Source organism: Halorubrum miltondacostae, assembly GCF_041379815.1.
In the GTDB taxonomy this organism is placed as follows: domain Archaea; phylum Halobacteriota; class Halobacteria; order Halobacteriales; family Haloferacaceae; genus Halorubrum; species Halorubrum miltondacostae.
In genome coordinates, this window is the sequence record NZ_JBEDNY010000001.1 from 663,967 (window position 1) to 677,009 (window position 13,043).

At 70.2% G+C, this 13,043-nt stretch carries 17 protein-coding genes; 11 read left to right on the plus strand and 6 right to left on the minus strand.

Annotated elements, in window-relative coordinates:
- Positions 1 to 4 precede the first annotated feature (4 nt).
- Positions 5 to 712 carry a DNA repair and recombination protein RadB gene (gene radB / locus ABNG04_RS03590; RefSeq protein WP_371160112.1) on the plus strand — a complete coding sequence of 236 codons (708 nt, stop codon included), beginning with the start codon at positions 5 to 7 and terminating at the stop codon, positions 710 to 712.
- Positions 713 to 896: 184 nt separating this feature from the next.
- Here the strand turns inward: radB and ABNG04_RS03595 are convergent, their stop codons facing one another.
- A complete protein-coding gene (locus tag ABNG04_RS03595; RefSeq protein ID WP_371160115.1) occupies positions 897 to 2,036 on the minus strand; it encodes a CBS domain-containing protein in 1,140 nt (379 codons plus the stop codon).
- Between the two features lie 301 nt (positions 2,037 to 2,337).
- Between ABNG04_RS03595 and ABNG04_RS03600 the strand changes: the two genes are divergently transcribed.
- From ABNG04_RS03600 to ABNG04_RS03615, 4 genes are all read left to right on the plus strand, one after another.
- Entirely contained in the window at positions 2,338 to 3,021 is a 684-nt protein-coding gene (locus ABNG04_RS03600; protein WP_371160117.1) for an HAD family hydrolase, read from the plus strand.
- Between the two features lie 68 nt (positions 3,022 to 3,089).
- A complete protein-coding gene (locus ABNG04_RS03605; protein WP_371160119.1) occupies positions 3,090 to 3,842 on the plus strand; it encodes a hypothetical protein in 753 nt (250 codons plus the stop codon).
- A gap of 52 nt (positions 3,843 to 3,894) precedes the next feature.
- Entirely contained in the window at positions 3,895 to 4,671 is a 777-nt protein-coding gene (locus tag ABNG04_RS03610; protein ID WP_371160120.1) for an aldo/keto reductase, read from the plus strand.
- A 93-nt stretch (positions 4,672 to 4,764) separates the two neighbouring features.
- The gene (locus ABNG04_RS03615; protein WP_371160121.1) at positions 4,765 to 5,658 is read left to right on the plus strand and encodes a bifunctional methylenetetrahydrofolate dehydrogenase/methenyltetrahydrofolate cyclohydrolase; all 894 of its coding nucleotides are present in this window, start codon (positions 4,765 to 4,767) and stop codon (positions 5,656 to 5,658) included.
- A gap of 67 nt (positions 5,659 to 5,725) precedes the next feature.
- Here the strand turns inward: ABNG04_RS03615 and ABNG04_RS03620 are convergent, their stop codons facing one another.
- Complete coding sequence (locus tag ABNG04_RS03620; RefSeq protein WP_371160123.1) at positions 5,726 to 6,283, minus strand: hypothetical protein; 558 nt, start codon at positions 6,281 to 6,283, stop codon at positions 5,726 to 5,728.
- Between the two features lie 118 nt (positions 6,284 to 6,401).
- A complete protein-coding gene (locus tag ABNG04_RS03625; protein ID WP_371160124.1) occupies positions 6,402 to 7,826 on the minus strand; it encodes a bifunctional metallophosphatase/5'-nucleotidase in 1,425 nt (474 codons plus the stop codon).
- A gap of 276 nt (positions 7,827 to 8,102) precedes the next feature.
- On the opposite strand from ABNG04_RS03625, the gene rpl7ae reads away from it, so the two are divergent.
- The 4 genes from rpl7ae to ndk are packed head-to-tail and all read left to right on the plus strand — an operon-like array spanning position 8,103 to position 9,370.
- Positions 8,103 to 8,465, plus strand: a complete 363-nt coding sequence (rpl7ae, locus tag ABNG04_RS03630) for a 50S ribosomal protein L7Ae (protein WP_004595322.1) — start codon at positions 8,103 to 8,105, stop codon at positions 8,463 to 8,465.
- Between the two features lie 6 nt (positions 8,466 to 8,471).
- Positions 8,472 to 8,696, plus strand: a complete 225-nt coding sequence (locus tag ABNG04_RS03635; RefSeq protein WP_004595321.1) for a 30S ribosomal protein S28e — start codon at positions 8,472 to 8,474, stop codon at positions 8,694 to 8,696.
- 3 nt (positions 8,697 to 8,699) lie between these two features.
- Positions 8,700 to 8,894 carry a 50S ribosomal protein L24e gene (locus tag ABNG04_RS03640; RefSeq protein WP_004595320.1) on the plus strand — a complete coding sequence of 65 codons (195 nt, stop codon included), beginning with the start codon at positions 8,700 to 8,702 and terminating at the stop codon, positions 8,892 to 8,894.
- A complete protein-coding gene (gene ndk / locus ABNG04_RS03645; RefSeq protein ID WP_371160126.1) occupies positions 8,891 to 9,370 on the plus strand; it encodes a nucleoside-diphosphate kinase in 480 nt (159 codons plus the stop codon). Before ABNG04_RS03640 ends, ndk begins: the two co-directional genes overlap by 4 nt.
- 163 nt (positions 9,371 to 9,533) lie before the next feature.
- Here ndk and ABNG04_RS03650 read toward each other — a convergent pair whose 3' ends face one another.
- The 3 genes from ABNG04_RS03650 to ABNG04_RS03660 all read right to left on the minus strand — a co-directional run bounded on the left by ABNG04_RS03650 (position 9,534) and on the right by ABNG04_RS03660 (position 11,756).
- Positions 9,534 to 10,802, minus strand: coding sequence for an outer membrane protein assembly factor BamB family protein (locus ABNG04_RS03650; protein WP_371160128.1), 1,269 nt, complete (start codon positions 10,800 to 10,802; stop codon positions 9,534 to 9,536).
- A gap of 57 nt (positions 10,803 to 10,859) precedes the next feature.
- Positions 10,860 to 11,525 (minus strand): carbonic anhydrase, encoded by a 666-nt coding sequence (locus ABNG04_RS03655; RefSeq protein ID WP_371160129.1) that lies wholly within the window; start codon positions 11,523 to 11,525, stop codon positions 10,860 to 10,862.
- Between the two features lie 96 nt (positions 11,526 to 11,621).
- On the minus strand, positions 11,622 to 11,756 hold the full coding sequence (locus tag ABNG04_RS03660) for a hypothetical protein (RefSeq protein ID WP_371160131.1): 135 nt from the start codon (positions 11,754 to 11,756) through the stop codon (positions 11,622 to 11,624).
- Positions 11,757 to 11,909: 153 nt separating this feature from the next.
- On the opposite strand from ABNG04_RS03660, the gene phoU reads away from it, so the two are divergent.
- Entirely contained in the window at positions 11,910 to 12,584 is a 675-nt protein-coding gene (phoU, locus tag ABNG04_RS03665) for a phosphate signaling complex protein PhoU (protein WP_371160133.1), read from the plus strand.
- A gap of 106 nt (positions 12,585 to 12,690) precedes the next feature.
- Positions 12,691 to 13,035: a hypothetical protein gene (locus ABNG04_RS03670; RefSeq protein WP_371160134.1), complete on the plus strand. Its 345-nt coding sequence runs from the start codon at positions 12,691 to 12,693 to the stop codon at positions 13,033 to 13,035.
- Positions 13,036 to 13,043: the final 8 nt, after the last annotated feature.

Below are 13,043 nucleotides of genomic sequence, written 5' to 3' on the forward strand. Positions count from 1 at the left end.
CGCAGTGAGCGATCCGATCCCGATCGGCTGTCGGCCGGTCGACGAGCTGTTGGGCGGCGGCTTCGAGCGGGGCGTCGTCACCCAGGTGTACGGGCCGCCGGCCGCCGGAAAGACGAACCTCGCGCTCGCGGCCGCGGTGGAGGTCGCGGCCGGCGGCGACCGCGCCCTCTACATCGACACCGAGGGGCTCTCCATCGACCGCTTCGAGCAGTTGGCCGCGGGGCGCGCCGACGACCCGGACACCGACGAGACGGTCGATTCGATCGCCTCTCGACTGGTGATCTCGGAGGCGTACGACTTCGACGACCAGCGTGAGGCCGTCCGCGACGCCGAGGAGCTCGCCGAAGAGGTTGAGCTGATCGTGTTAGACTCCGCGACCGGCTTCTACCGGCTGGAACGCGCCGGCGACACCGAGGGCGGCGAGTCGCTCCGGAAGGTCGCCAAGCAGGTGACGCACCTCCTCTCTCTGGCCCGCCGGCACGATGTCGCCGTCGTCATCACGAACCAGGTGTTCACCGACCCGGACGGCGACCGTGACCGCGCGCTCGGTGGCAACACCCTCAACCACTGGACCGGGGCCATCGTCCGCGTCGACCGGTTCCGCGGCGGGAACCGCCGGGTGACGCTCGAGAAGCACCGCTCGAAGGCCGCCGGCGACACCGCGACCTTCCGGATCGTCGGCGACGGGCTCGCCGAGGGCACGGACGCGTGATCGCCTGCCGAGAGGGAATTCGCATTTTCCTCCGGCCGACCGGTGAGCCATCTCTCGCGACGGCGCCGTTCGCGCGGCTCCGCTCGGGCTTCTGAGCGCTGCGCGGTCACGCGGCTGTCGCGGCAGAGACGACGCGCGAAAAATACGGCCGGAACCGTCGAGCGTCGTCGGACGCGTTACCGGCTCACAGGTCGCCGAGCTTCCGGAGGAGCTGGCCGCGGTACTCCTCGTCGGCGTTGACGCCCTTGATCTCCAGGACGTTCCGCTCCAGTTTGTCGAGCGCGACGTGGAAGGCGTGTTCGGCGCCGTACCCCTCGCCGGAGCCGCCGACCTGCCCCTCGTTGGTGCGGAGGCGGATCTGACACTGGATCAGGGGCGTGCCGCGGAGCTTCTCCTTGTGGGCGTGGAGCCGGACGTGCGCGTGGATGACGTGCATGTCGGCGTACTTGTCCGCGACCTGCTCGATGGACTCGACGATGTGTTCGCGGGAGGTCCCCTCCAGCAGGTCGACGTTGGTGATCTGGACGTCCATCGAGTCCTGCTCGGTGAACGTGAGCGCGCGCAGCACGTCGGTCTTCGTCACCATCCCGGCGACGGTGTCCGCGCCCTCGGGCGTGATGACGAGCCCAGAGACATCGTTGTCGAACATCCGCTGGACGACCGCCTGCGCGGTCTCGTCGTTCGCCGCCGTGACGACGGGGCTCGACATGATGTCGTAGACGGGGATGTCGAGCATCCGATCGATGTCGCCGGCGCGGTCGCCGCTGCCCTGTCGCTCCTGGTCGCGGACGACGAACTCGACGATGTCGTTCGTGGTGACGACGCCGACGAGGTCGCCGTCCTCGTCGAGGACCGGGAGCCGGGAGACGCCGTTCTCGCGGAGCCGGTTGATCGCCCGCCCGACGCTCTCGGTCTCGCCGATGCCGATCACGTCTTCGGTGGCGATCTGGCCGACGGTGATCGCGTCGAGACTGTCGAGGACGGCCTCGAGGATCTGGTCGACCGTGACGATGCCGAAGAGCTTCTCGCCCTCGTAGACGGGGGCGATCTTCACGTCGCCCTCGACGAGGAGCCGAGCAGTCTCGCGGACGTCCTCGTGGCGGTCGACGGAGGGCGCCGGCTTCATCACCGCCGACACCTTCGTGTCGTCCTCCATGCGCGAGCGCATGAGCTGCTTCTCGCCGACGACGCCGGCGTAATCGCCGTCCTCGACGACGATGATCCCCTTCGGGTTCTCTCGCTCGAAGATAGAACGGACCTTGGCGAGTCGCTCGTCGATGTCGACCTCGACGTATTCCGGCACTGCGATATCAGAGATGTTCATGGTCCAGCCTGAACGTTCGACGGGCCGGGTATTGAAAGTGCGGGAGGCGTCGCACGAGACGGGTGCCGTCGTCGACCGGTCGCAATCCGCCTGAAAGTATTTGAGCGGCGACGGCGAAGCGTTCTCGCGAAGCTCTCGACCGCGCTGATCGCGCTCGGCGTCGCGCTGATCGTGATCCCGCTCCCGGTGCCGATCCCATTCGTCGGGGCGATCGCCGGCGCGCTCGCGGTGCTCGCCGGGCTCTTCCTCCGGCTTTTCGGCGTGTGAAACCTTTTTGCCCGTTACCGACCCACAGGGATGCGTGTACGACGCCATCGTCCTCGACAACGACGGGGTGTTGATCGGGCGGACGCCGTTCGACACGCTCCGCGAGGCGGCTTGGGACGCGTTCGTGAGCCTCGGCGTCGAGGACCCGGACCTCGCCCACGTCGACGACGTCGCCGTCGGCGTCGACCCCGCGACGCTGACGGACATCTGCGAGCGGTACGGGGTGGACCCGGCGGAGTTCTGGCGGGTCAGAGACGAGACCGCGGCCGCGGCGCAGATCGACGCCGCCCGCAAGGGCCAGAAGACACCGTACGACGACGTCGACGCCGTCCGCGTGCTGGACGCGTCGCTCGGCGTCGTCTCCTCGAACCAGCAGGCGACCGTCGACGCCCTCCTCGACCACTTCGGGCTCGCGGGTCACTTCGAGGTCGCGTACGGCCGCGAGCCCTCGGTGGCGAGCCTCTCGCGGAAGAAGCCCTCCCCGTACTACATCGAGCGCGCCCTCGAGGACCTCGGCGCGGAGACGGCGCTGTTCGTCGGTGACAACGAGTCCGACGTCCGCGCGGCCGACAACGCCGGCATCGACTCCGCGTTCCTCCGTCGCCCCCATCGCCGGTCGACCGAGCTGGACTGTCACCCGACTTACGAGATCGACGACCTCCACGACCTCGTGAGCATCTGTGGACGAGCGCCGGCCGATCCGGACGGAAAGGTCTGACCGGCCGGCGACCGCCCGACGGCCGCGCGACCAAAACGGACATGTGATCGGTCGCCGAAACGCGGACGATGCCCTCTCCCTCCGCGAGTCAGCCCTCGGACACAGACGCGTCGAACGTGCGGTCCGTCGTGGCTCGCTACCGCCGCGCGGAGCGCGCCGTCAGCTGGACCCTCGCCCTGCTCGTCGTCGCCGCGTTCCTCGCAGCGGTCGCCGCCCTCTCGTTCTGGCCCGGGATGGCGGTCGGCATCGTCCTCGTCGTCGCCCTCCGCGTGCCTGCGTTTCGACGGCGCGGCTCGGCACGCCTCCGGACGGACGCGCCGCCCGCGGCTGTCGTCGGCCAGTTCGCGTCGGCGGAACCGCCGATCCTCGCGTTCCAGTGGGGCGTCGCCGACGAGGTTCGGAGCGACGACGCGCCGAACTCAGCCGACACCGCTACCGACGGAAGCGCTTCCGGGACGGTCGCGACCTACGAGTTCTCCTCCCTCCTCGGGCTCAAATCGGTCGAACTCGACCTCTCTACCGACGTGCGAGAGCGGGTCGCGGCAGAGGGCGAGGGAGCCGGCGCGCGCGACTCCGACCGCACGCCGGTCGCGACGGTCGAGATCGAGGGGACGGCGGAGGGCCGGCCGTGGGCCTCGTACGCGGCGACGGTCCGCGAGACGGCCGACGGCGGGACCGTCGTCGACCTCGAACTGCGGCCGACGCGGCGGCTCGACCTCCGGCGGCTCCCGCAGGGGTGGGTCGCCGAGCGGTACTACGCCGAGGCGCTCGCCGCGCAGGGGTACGAGGTCCTCGAGCGGTCCGTGTCGGTGACGGTGTGACGGCGGCGCGCGGTTCGAACCGTTTTTGTCTCGGCTCGCGCGAGCTGTTCGCATGGAACTCCCGCCGGTCGGTCTCGGGACGATGGGGATCGACGATCCGGACGCGGTCGCGACGGCGCTCTCCGTCGGCTACCGCCACCTCGACACCGCCCGCATCTACGAGAACGAGGCGGTCGTCGGCGAGGGGCTCGCCGCCGGCCTCGCCGACGCCGACGTCGATCGTGAGGACCTGACCGTCGCGACGAAGCTGTGGATCGACGACCTCGCGGCCGCGGACGTCGCGCCCGCGGCCCGTGAGAGCGCGGACCGGCTCGGAATCGACGCCATCGACCTCCTGTACGTCCACCGACCCCGCGGCGACTACGACCCCGAGGCGACGCTGTCCGCGCTCGACCGGCTGGTCGACGAGGGCCCCGTGCGGAACGTCGGCGTCTCGAACTTCGAGGTCGCTGACCTCGACCGCGCGATCGACGTCCTCGGACGACCGCCCGCGGCCCACCAGACGGAGCTCCACCCGCTGTTCTACCGGCCGGAGTTGCTCGATCACGCCCGCGAACACGGCTACACGGTCGTCGCGTACTCGCCGCTCGCCGACGGGCGGGTCGGGGAGGTCGACGCCGTCACCGAGGTCGCCGCGGCGCACGACGCGACGCCCGAGGCGGTCGCGATCGCGTGGGCGACCGCGAAGGAGCCGGTGGTCGCGGTGCCGAAAGCGTCGAGCGCGGCCCACCTCCGCGCCAACCTCGCCGCGGCGGACCTCGAACTGACCGACGCGGAGGTCGCCGCCATCGACGCGGTCGAGCGCGAGGCGGAACTGTTCCCGGAGTAGATGATCCACATGTACGGATCAAATTGTGTTTGATTCGGACTCGATACGCACGATCCCGGTTCACTTTTACCTCGGGGGCGACGAGATTCGTCCATGACGGAGATCATCGACGGGGAGTCGGTCGCGGCGGACGTGCGCGGCGCGGTCGCCGACGAGGTGTCGCGGCTGTCCGACGCGGGCGTCGAGCCGGGGCTCGCCACGGTGCTGATGAGCGACGACCCCGCGAGCGAGACGTACGTCTCGATGAAGCAGCGCGACTGCGAGGAGGTCGGTATCGAGAGCTTCCACGTCGAGATCGACGCGGACGCCCCCGCCGCGGAGTTGTACGAGACGATCGACGACCTCAACGAGCGCGACGACGTCCACGGGGTCTTGGTCCAGCTCCCGCTCCCGGACCACGTCGACAAGCGGACCGTCCTCCGGCGGGTCGCCCCCGAGAAGGACGTCGACGGCTTCCACCCGGAGAACGTCGGCCGCCTCGTCGCGGGCGACGCGCGGTTCAAGCCCTGTACGCCCCACGGCGTCCAGAAGCTGCTCGACGCCTACGACGTGGAGACGGAGGGCGCGGACGCCGTCGTCGTCGGGCGCTCCGACATCGTCGGCAAGCCGATGGCGAACCTGCTGATCCAGAAGTCGCCGACCGGGAACGCGACGACGACTGTCTGCCATTCCCGGACCGAGGACCTTGAGGCGAAGCTGGCCGGCGCCGATCTCGTCGTCGCGGCCGCCGGCCTCCCGGAGTTCGTCGACGGCTCGATGCTGAAGGCGGGCGCGACCGTGCTCGACGTCGGGATCAACCGCGTCGACGCCGACACGGAGAAGGGGTACGAACTGGTCGGCGACGTGGACTACGAGTCCGCGAAGGATGTCGCGGGGGCGATCACGCCGGTCCCCGGCGGCGTCGGGCCGATGACGCGCGCGATGCTGCTGTACAACACGGTGAAGGCGGCCGGCCTCCAGCGAGACGTCGAGGTCGACCTCGAGTAGCCGGGGCGGCGACGGACGCGCACGGTCCCGCCGAAACCTCGCGGTCGTCGCTCGGTGCGGTGTCCGCCTACGTCTCGGGTCGCCACCGACCCCCGATCTCGTCGCGGGGGTAGTCCTGGTACGTACCGTTCAGGAACGTCGTAACGCGTCCGTCCTCCTCGCTGAGCGTGATTCCCCAGAGGACGTCGTCGCGGAGCGAGGTCTCTAGGGCGCTCATGTGTTTGGTCCCCATCCAGTCGGGGAACTCGAGGGCCTCGAGTTCCTCGACCTCGCCCCGAGAGGGGTTCCGGACCCGCACCATCTGTCGCTGAACGGTGCCGTCGCCGGTCACGATGACGGCCCCGTCCCGGCTGAACGCCACGTCCCGAGCGACGTTCGTGAACACGTCGCGCGACTCGGTGACGATCCGGCAGCGGTCGACCGGCCACTCGTTGTCGCCGAGGGGGTCTGTGTACTCCGCGAAGTTCACGTCCGCGACGATAAGGATGTAGAGACTGGGGCCGCTCACGTACTGTTCGCCCCACTTATCGAACTCCATGCTCAGCGACTCGGCGGTGTATCTGATGTGATCCATGAGGTGCTGGCTCGTCGCGTACTTCTCGAGCACCTCGTCGAGCGCGTCCATATGGTATATGTACACACGGGCCAACCCCGTTTAAATCCTCTCAGCGGTTCGAGAACCGACTCGCCGTTTGCGGCCCGGCGTCCCGGCCGGTGGCGGTCGCGGGGCCGGCGCCGCCCTTTCAGTCGTCGTCCGCCGCGGCGGCGCGGTTCCGGATCTCGATTCGTCCCTCGACCTCGGGGGCGATACCGTGCTCACGGGCGAACGCCGCCAGCACTTCGTACTGGATGTCCGCCTCGTCGATCCGGTGGCGCTGGGCGAGCGTCGGGAACTCGTGTTCGGAGTGGAGCAGGTACTCCGAGACGGCGACCGTGTAGCGTTCGTCCGGATCGACCGGCTCGCCGTCGACGGTGGCCTCCAAGATCAGCTCCGCGTCGTCGTCCCAGACGACGCGGGCGTTCGAGACGTGCCCGTGCCACCAGTCGTCCTCGCCGAAGTCCACGTCGGGCGCGGCCATCTCGCGGAACACCTCCTGGAGCTCCGCCCCGCTGACCGACGCGAGCGCCACCGGCTCCTCGAACGGGATCAGGGAGATCAGGTCCGCCTTCGTCACGTCGCCCGCCCACGGGTCTCCCTGTCGGAGCCCGCCCGCGTTCGACAGCCCCACGTCGGCGTCGTGGACCCACCGGAACGCGTCCGCGACGAAGTTGCCGACGCGGCACTCCCCGCCGTGGACCACGTCGCCCGACCGCTCGATCGGGCGGTCGACGACGTCGATGGTCTCGTCGAGGTCCGCCGCGGCCATCCGCTCGGCGAGCGCGTCCGCCAGGCCGGGCGCGGGGTCGGCCCCGTCGGGCTCGTGGAGCGTCGCGGTCGGCGGGTCGGCGCTGAGGTCGATCTCGGCCACCGTCTCCCCGTTGACGCCGGGCCGGACCAGCAGCGTGTCCGCGACGACCTCGTTCCGGCGGCTGTGGACGTGCCCGCCGGCGATCGCGTCGACATCGAGCTCGCGGGCGAGGTTGTCGTCGCCCGCGCCGAGGTGCGAGAGGACGACGACGTGATCGAGCGCGTCGCCGCCCGCTCCCGCTGTCTCTTCGCGTTCCGCGACCATGGCGCGCATCTCGGCGAGCGCGTCGCGCGCGGCCGAAACGGGGTCGTCGAACGAGAGGTCGGCGGCCATCGGGTTCAGCGAGTCCGTCGCTGGGTCGGTGACGCCGACGAACCCGATCGTCTCGCCGTCGACCTCGTGGGTCGCCCACGGGACGACACCCTCGTCGCGGCCGAACGGATCGCCTTTCTCGTCGCGGACGTTCGCGGAGACGAATGTCGCGGGCGCGTCGGCGACGAAGTCGCGGCACGCGTCGGGGCCGTAGTCGAACTCGTGGTTGCCGAACGTGTCGAAGACGGTGTCGGTCGCCTCGTAGAAGTCGAGGACCTGCCTGCCGGTCGCGACCAGCGAGAGGACGCCCGGCGCGGTCGTGTCGCCCGTGCCGACAACCGCGGCGTCGGGGCCCGAGAGCGACCGGACGCGGCCGGCGAGGCGCGCCGCCCGCTCCGGAGCGTCGAAGACGTTCTCGATGTCGGAGTAGTGAACGAGACGGACCATTCGTTGTGTGGACTGAGGACCGAGCGACGCATAAAAAGCGCGGAGTGTCGCCGCGCCCGTCGCGCGGGGTGCGGCGGCGACCGCGCCGCCGCCGGTCCTGCCCGCGATCTCGCCCCGTGACTCCCGCTCGCACACGCACGAGACATTGAAAGCGCTTTTATGCATGTCCTGACTACCACGGGGCACAGCCTCTGTGGGGTTGATGATGTGCCGTTCCGTTAGGGACCGACCACGGGACGGGCACGCGAGCCCGCACGGAGGACAGGTGAACAACATATGCCCGTTTACGTAGACTACGACACCCCAGCAGACCTCGCGGAGCGATCCCTCGAAGCGCTCGAGGTCGCCCGAGACACCGGTACCGTGAAGAAAGGAACCAACGAGACCACCAAGGCCGTCGAGCGCGGCAACGCCGACCTCGTCATCGTCGCCGAGGACGTCTCCCCCGAGGAGATCGTGATGCACCTCCCCGAGCTCGCCGAGGAGAAGGGGATCCCCGTCGCCTTCGTCGACACCCAGGACGAGGTCGGGCAGGCCGCCGGCCTCGAGGTCGGCTCGGCCGCCGCCGCCGTCGTCGACGCCGGCGACGCCGCCGACGACGTCGAGGACATCGGCGAGAAGGTCGCGGAGCTCCGATAACCTCCCATGAGCGCAGAAGAGGGCACCGGCGACTCGACGACCGCGGAGGTCATCGAGGTCGTCGGCAAGACCGGGATGCACGGCGAGGCCATGCAGGTCAAGTGCCGCATCCAGGAGGGATCGAACCAGGGCCGGATCATCACCCGGAACGTCCTGGGTCCCGTCCGTCTGGGCGACGTGCTCCAGCTGCGGGAGACCCAGCGCGACGCCGACTCCATCGGAGGCCGATAACCAATGGTCGAGACACGCACCTGCGATTACAGCGGTGAGGAGATCGAACCCGGCACGGGGACGATGTTCGTTAAGAAGGACGGCACCGTGCTCCACTTCGTCGACTCGAAGGCGGAGAAGAACTACTTCCTCGGCCGCGAGGCGCGCGACGTCGAGTGGACCGAGGAGGGTCACCGAGCCGGAGGCGACGAGCAGTGAGCCACCACGACGAGCGCACCTTCGTGATGGTGAAGCCCGACGGCGTCCAGCGCGGTCTCATCGGCGAGATCGTCTCCCGCTTCGAGGACCGCGGGCTCAAGCTCGTCGGCGGCAAGTTCGTCCAGCTCGACGAGGAGCTCGCGAAGGACCACTACGGTGAACACGAGGACAAGCCGTTCTTCGACGGCCTCGTCGAGTTCATCACCTCCGGCCCCGTCTTCGCGATGGTGTGGGAGGGCGCGGACGCGACCCGACAGGTCCGCGCGATGGTCGGCGAGACCGACCCCGCCGAGTCCGCCCCGGGCACGATCCGCGGCGACTTCGGCTTAGACCTCGGCCACAACGTGATCCACGCGTCGGACCACGAGGACGAGGGCGCGAACGAGCGCGAGATCGACCTGTTCTTCGACGACGAGGAACTCGTCGACTACGACCTCGACACCGCCGCGTGGGTGTACGAGGAAGAGGACCACTGACGCGCCGCTCTCGGACATCTCACTTTTCGCCGCTTGCTTCCCCGCCGAGCCCTCGCTCCGTCGACACACCGCGTTTCCGGTGAACGCCGAGGCGAGGCCGGCCGCTGTCGGTCGATCCTCGAAGAACGGTCGTTTATAAGTGGTCGCGAACGACGCCGCCGGCTCAGACGTCGACCGCGATCGCGGTCCCGTCGTCCGCGACCACGATCACCTCGTCGTCCCCGTCACCCGTGACGTCGGCGAACAGGGGGCCGCCGTAGACGACGACGTCCCCAGCGTCGAACCGCGTGATCACCTCGCCGGTCTGGGTCATCGCGAGCACCTCGCCGTCGCGGTTGACTACGATCGGCGTGATCTCGCCGTCGCCGTCGACGTCACCCATGCGCGGTTCCGTGATCCGGGTCGACGCGCCGTACTGCTGTTTCCAGACCACCTCGCCGTCGAGCAGGTCGACCGCCCACACGCTCCCGGAGCCGCCGACGTACACTCGACCGGGGTCCGCGTCCCCGACCGCGACCGGGCGGTCTTGGAGCTTGACCTCGTACCGGTCCGACCCGTCGCTCGTCTCGAGGGTCTCGATGTTCCCATTTGCCCCGCCGAGCGCGAGTACCGGTCCGTCACGGCTGTCCGCCGCGTTCCAGCTCAGCGGGTTCACGCTCGGCGCGGCCGTCCAGCGCGTCTGCCCGCGCCCGTCGAGCATGTGGACGGTCGCGGGGCTTCCCGCGGTCGTCAGGACCGCGAGCCCGCCCCGCTCGCCGTCCCCGGCGTCGGGCTCGACGAGGAGCGGCCGCCGGTCGATCTCGCCCGACAGCGAGGCCTCGACGACCGCGCCGCCCTCGCCGTCGACGACGCGGACGCCTCCGTCGGTCGTGACCGCCGCGACCTCGCGGCTCCCGTCGCCGGTGAGGTCGCCGACGGCGGGTCGGAGTCCGGAGGGACCGCCGAGCTCGACCGCGAACCGCTCCGTCCCGTCCGTCGCGTCGACGACGACCAGTTCGCCGCGTGCCGTCGTGAGCGCGACCACCGGGTCGCCGCCGAGCGTGGCCGCGGTGAGTCCGCTGACCCCGACGGGCCCGTCACCGCTCCCGTCGGAGTCGTTGCCGTCCGCGTCCCCGGAGACGTCGCCGCCGCCGCGCTCCGCGTCCGGGCCAGAGATCGGGGCGGTCCAGGCCGTCTCGTCGGTCCCGGCGACCGTCGCGCTGACGACCCGCGACCCGTTCTCGACGGCGGGGCGGAGGAGGAGCGGGTCGCCGTCGACGGTCGCGACCACGGCCCCGCTGCCGTCGTCGCCGGCCGCCGGTTCGGACTCCCAGACCACCGTGGCCTCCGTCGCGGCGTCGTCGACGCCGACGAACGCGAACAGCGCCACGCCGACCCCGGTCGCGCCGCCGGCCAGCAGGATCAGCGTCGCGAACAGGACGCGTCGGTCCATTTGAACCCCTTTCGGGCGTCGCCGTGAAACGGTTGTCGAATGCGGGGAACGCGCCGCCTACCGTTTCAGGAGCGTCGCCACGTGGCCGGCGCGCGCATCGCCGACGAGGTCGCGCAGCGCTTCGGGGTCCCGCTCGCCGTCGGCGTTCACCAGGTAGACCGTCCCCTCGCGGTCGCCGTAGACCCCGTGGAGGTCGTAGACGAACCCGTACACCGTCGCGTCGGCCGCCTCCTCGCGGTCGCGAGCGAACGCGACCTGCTCGTGGACGTTGTACTCGACGAGGCGGTCACGGACCGAGGCACGGGCGTCGCCGTCCGAGTCCGCCTCGTCGCCGCCCCCTTCGCCGTCGCTCCCCTCTGCTTCCGACTCGCCGACCACGGCGGGGTCGTCGAGTCCGGCCTCGACCGCGCCGCACCCGGTGTGGCCGACCACCGCGAGGACCTCGGTGTGGGTGTGCCGGAGCGGGTACGCCACGCTCCCGTCGAGGACGCGCTCGCCGTCGACGACCGTGCTGACGGCGTTGCCGATGGCTCCGGAGGTGAAGAGGACGCCCGGCTCCTCGACCGCAAACATCCCCTCCTGCGAGACGCGGGAGTCGGAACAGCAGACGGAGACGACGCCGGGACGCTGCCCCTCGTGGTGCCCGTCGAACGCGCCGGGGGAGAGCGCAGCGACGTGGTCGTCGTTGCGGTCGAGGAGGTCGGCGAGGATCCGGTGGGCCATACGGGCACCGTCACCCGGGGGTGTGAAAAACGCCGTGGACGCGGCGGTCTCTCGCCGGTCGGTCGCCGCCGCCGGAGGTCGCGGCGGTGGGACCGGTCAGGCGACGAGACCGACCGCGAAGACCAGCACGCCGGCGACGAACACCGCGAGGAGCGCGATCGTCGATATCACGACGGCGGGCGCGAGCACCTCCTCGTTCTCGTCGACCACGAAGTCTTCCAAGTTCCGCATATCCGGGTCGTCGTCGCGGCAGGGTTTGAACGCTTCGACCGAGGTCGCGCTCGCGAACGCGTCACTGACGCGATCGGGGAGGCCGATCCGGGGCGGCGGAGGCCTCCCGCCGACGTGTTTTTGTGCGTCCGGCGAGGCGGATACGCCAACACGATGCCACGCGAACAGTACCAGACGAAGCTCGAAAACCTCCGCGACGACGTCCTCTACATGAGCGAGGTCGTCGCCGAGCGCCTTCGGAAGGGGCTCGACGCCCTCGAACGCCAGGACGCGGAGCTGGGCGAAGAAGTGATCGCCGGCGACGCCGAGATCAACGACCTCTATCTCGAGCTGGAGGGGCAGTGTACGGACCTCATCGCGCTCCAGCAGCCGGTCGCGGGGGACCTGCGGTTCATCGCGGCCTCGTTCAAGATCATCACCGACCTTGAGCGGATCGCGGACCTGGCGACGAACCTCGGCGAGTACGCCAAGCAGGCCGACCGAGAGGTGTTCCCCGACGTCGACGTCCAGCGGATCGGCGACGACACGCTGGCGATGCTCCAGGACGCGATGGACGCGTACGCGGAGTCGGACCCCGAGCGCTGCTACGCCGTCGCCGAGTCGGACGACGACCTCGACGCCGCCTGCGAGGCAGCGAGCGACCTCGTCGTCCGCGACCTCATCGAGCGCGACGAGCTCCGTGAGGACGCGGACGTCGAGGGAACGATGCAGAACGTCTCGCGGCTGCTCCTCACGATCCGCGACCTCGAGCGCGTCGGCGACCACGCGGTCAACATCGCCGCCCGGTCGCTGTACATGATCGAGAACGACGACGAACTGCTCTACTGACCGGCGCCGGCCGACCCGCGCCACCGCTCCGGTGACCCGCGCGGAACGTATCACCGAGACTGACGCTGTCCCCCCGTTATTTCCGCCCGAGCCGCGAGGCGTCCGCATGGTTCTCGGAGCGATCGTCTCGTTCGTCGTCGCGCTGCTGGTCGGCGGACTGGGCATCTACGTCAGCGGTCGCATCGTCGCGGACGTCGACGACTACTCGCACGCGGTCGTCACCGCGCTGCTCGGCGCCGTCGCCTGGGCAATCGGATCGCTGATCCCGCTGATCGGGTCCGCGGTCGCGCTGGTCGCGTGGGTGTGGGTGATCAACTGGCGCTACCCGGGCGGCTGGATGGATGCGGCGATCATGGGGCTGGTCGCGTGGGCCGCGGCGCTGGTCGTCATCGCCGTCCTGAACGGCGTGCTGGGGCTCGGTATCAGCGCGTTCGGCGTGCCGGGCGTCTGATCTCTCCG

Coding starts and splice junctions, on each gene's coding strand:
- ABNG04_RS03595 (WP_371160115.1), bottom strand. CDS start 2,036: ATGAACATCTCTGATATCGCAGTGCCGGAATACGTCGAGGTCGACATC.
- ABNG04_RS03605 (WP_371160119.1), top strand. CDS start 3,090: ATGCCCTCTCCCTCCGCGAGTCAGCCCTCGGACACAGACGCGTCGAAC.
- ABNG04_RS03610 (WP_371160120.1), top strand. CDS start 3,895: ATGGAACTCCCGCCGGTCGGTCTCGGGACGATGGGGATCGACGATCCG.
- ABNG04_RS03615 (WP_371160121.1), top strand. CDS start 4,765: ATGACGGAGATCATCGACGGGGAGTCGGTCGCGGCGGACGTGCGCGGC.
- ABNG04_RS03620 (WP_371160123.1), bottom strand. CDS start 6,283: ATGGACGCGCTCGACGAGGTGCTCGAGAAGTACGCGACGAGCCAGCAC.
- ABNG04_RS03625 (WP_371160124.1), bottom strand. CDS start 7,826: ATGGTCCGTCTCGTTCACTACTCCGACATCGAGAACGTCTTCGACGCT.
- rpl7ae (WP_004595322.1), top strand. CDS start 8,103: ATGCCCGTTTACGTAGACTACGACACCCCAGCAGACCTCGCGGAGCGA.
- ABNG04_RS03635 (WP_004595321.1), top strand. CDS start 8,472: ATGAGCGCAGAAGAGGGCACCGGCGACTCGACGACCGCGGAGGTCATC.
- ABNG04_RS03640 (WP_004595320.1), top strand. CDS start 8,700: ATGGTCGAGACACGCACCTGCGATTACAGCGGTGAGGAGATCGAACCC.
- ABNG04_RS03650 (WP_371160128.1), bottom strand. CDS start 10,802: ATGGACCGACGCGTCCTGTTCGCGACGCTGATCCTGCTGGCCGGCGGC.
- ABNG04_RS03655 (WP_371160129.1), bottom strand. CDS start 11,525: ATGGCCCACCGGATCCTCGCCGACCTCCTCGACCGCAACGACGACCAC.
- ABNG04_RS03660 (WP_371160131.1), bottom strand. CDS start 11,756: ATGCGGAACTTGGAAGACTTCGTGGTCGACGAGAACGAGGAGGTGCTC.
- phoU (WP_371160133.1), top strand. CDS start 11,910: ATGCCACGCGAACAGTACCAGACGAAGCTCGAAAACCTCCGCGACGAC.
- ABNG04_RS03670 (WP_371160134.1), top strand. CDS start 12,691: ATGGTTCTCGGAGCGATCGTCTCGTTCGTCGTCGCGCTGCTGGTCGGC.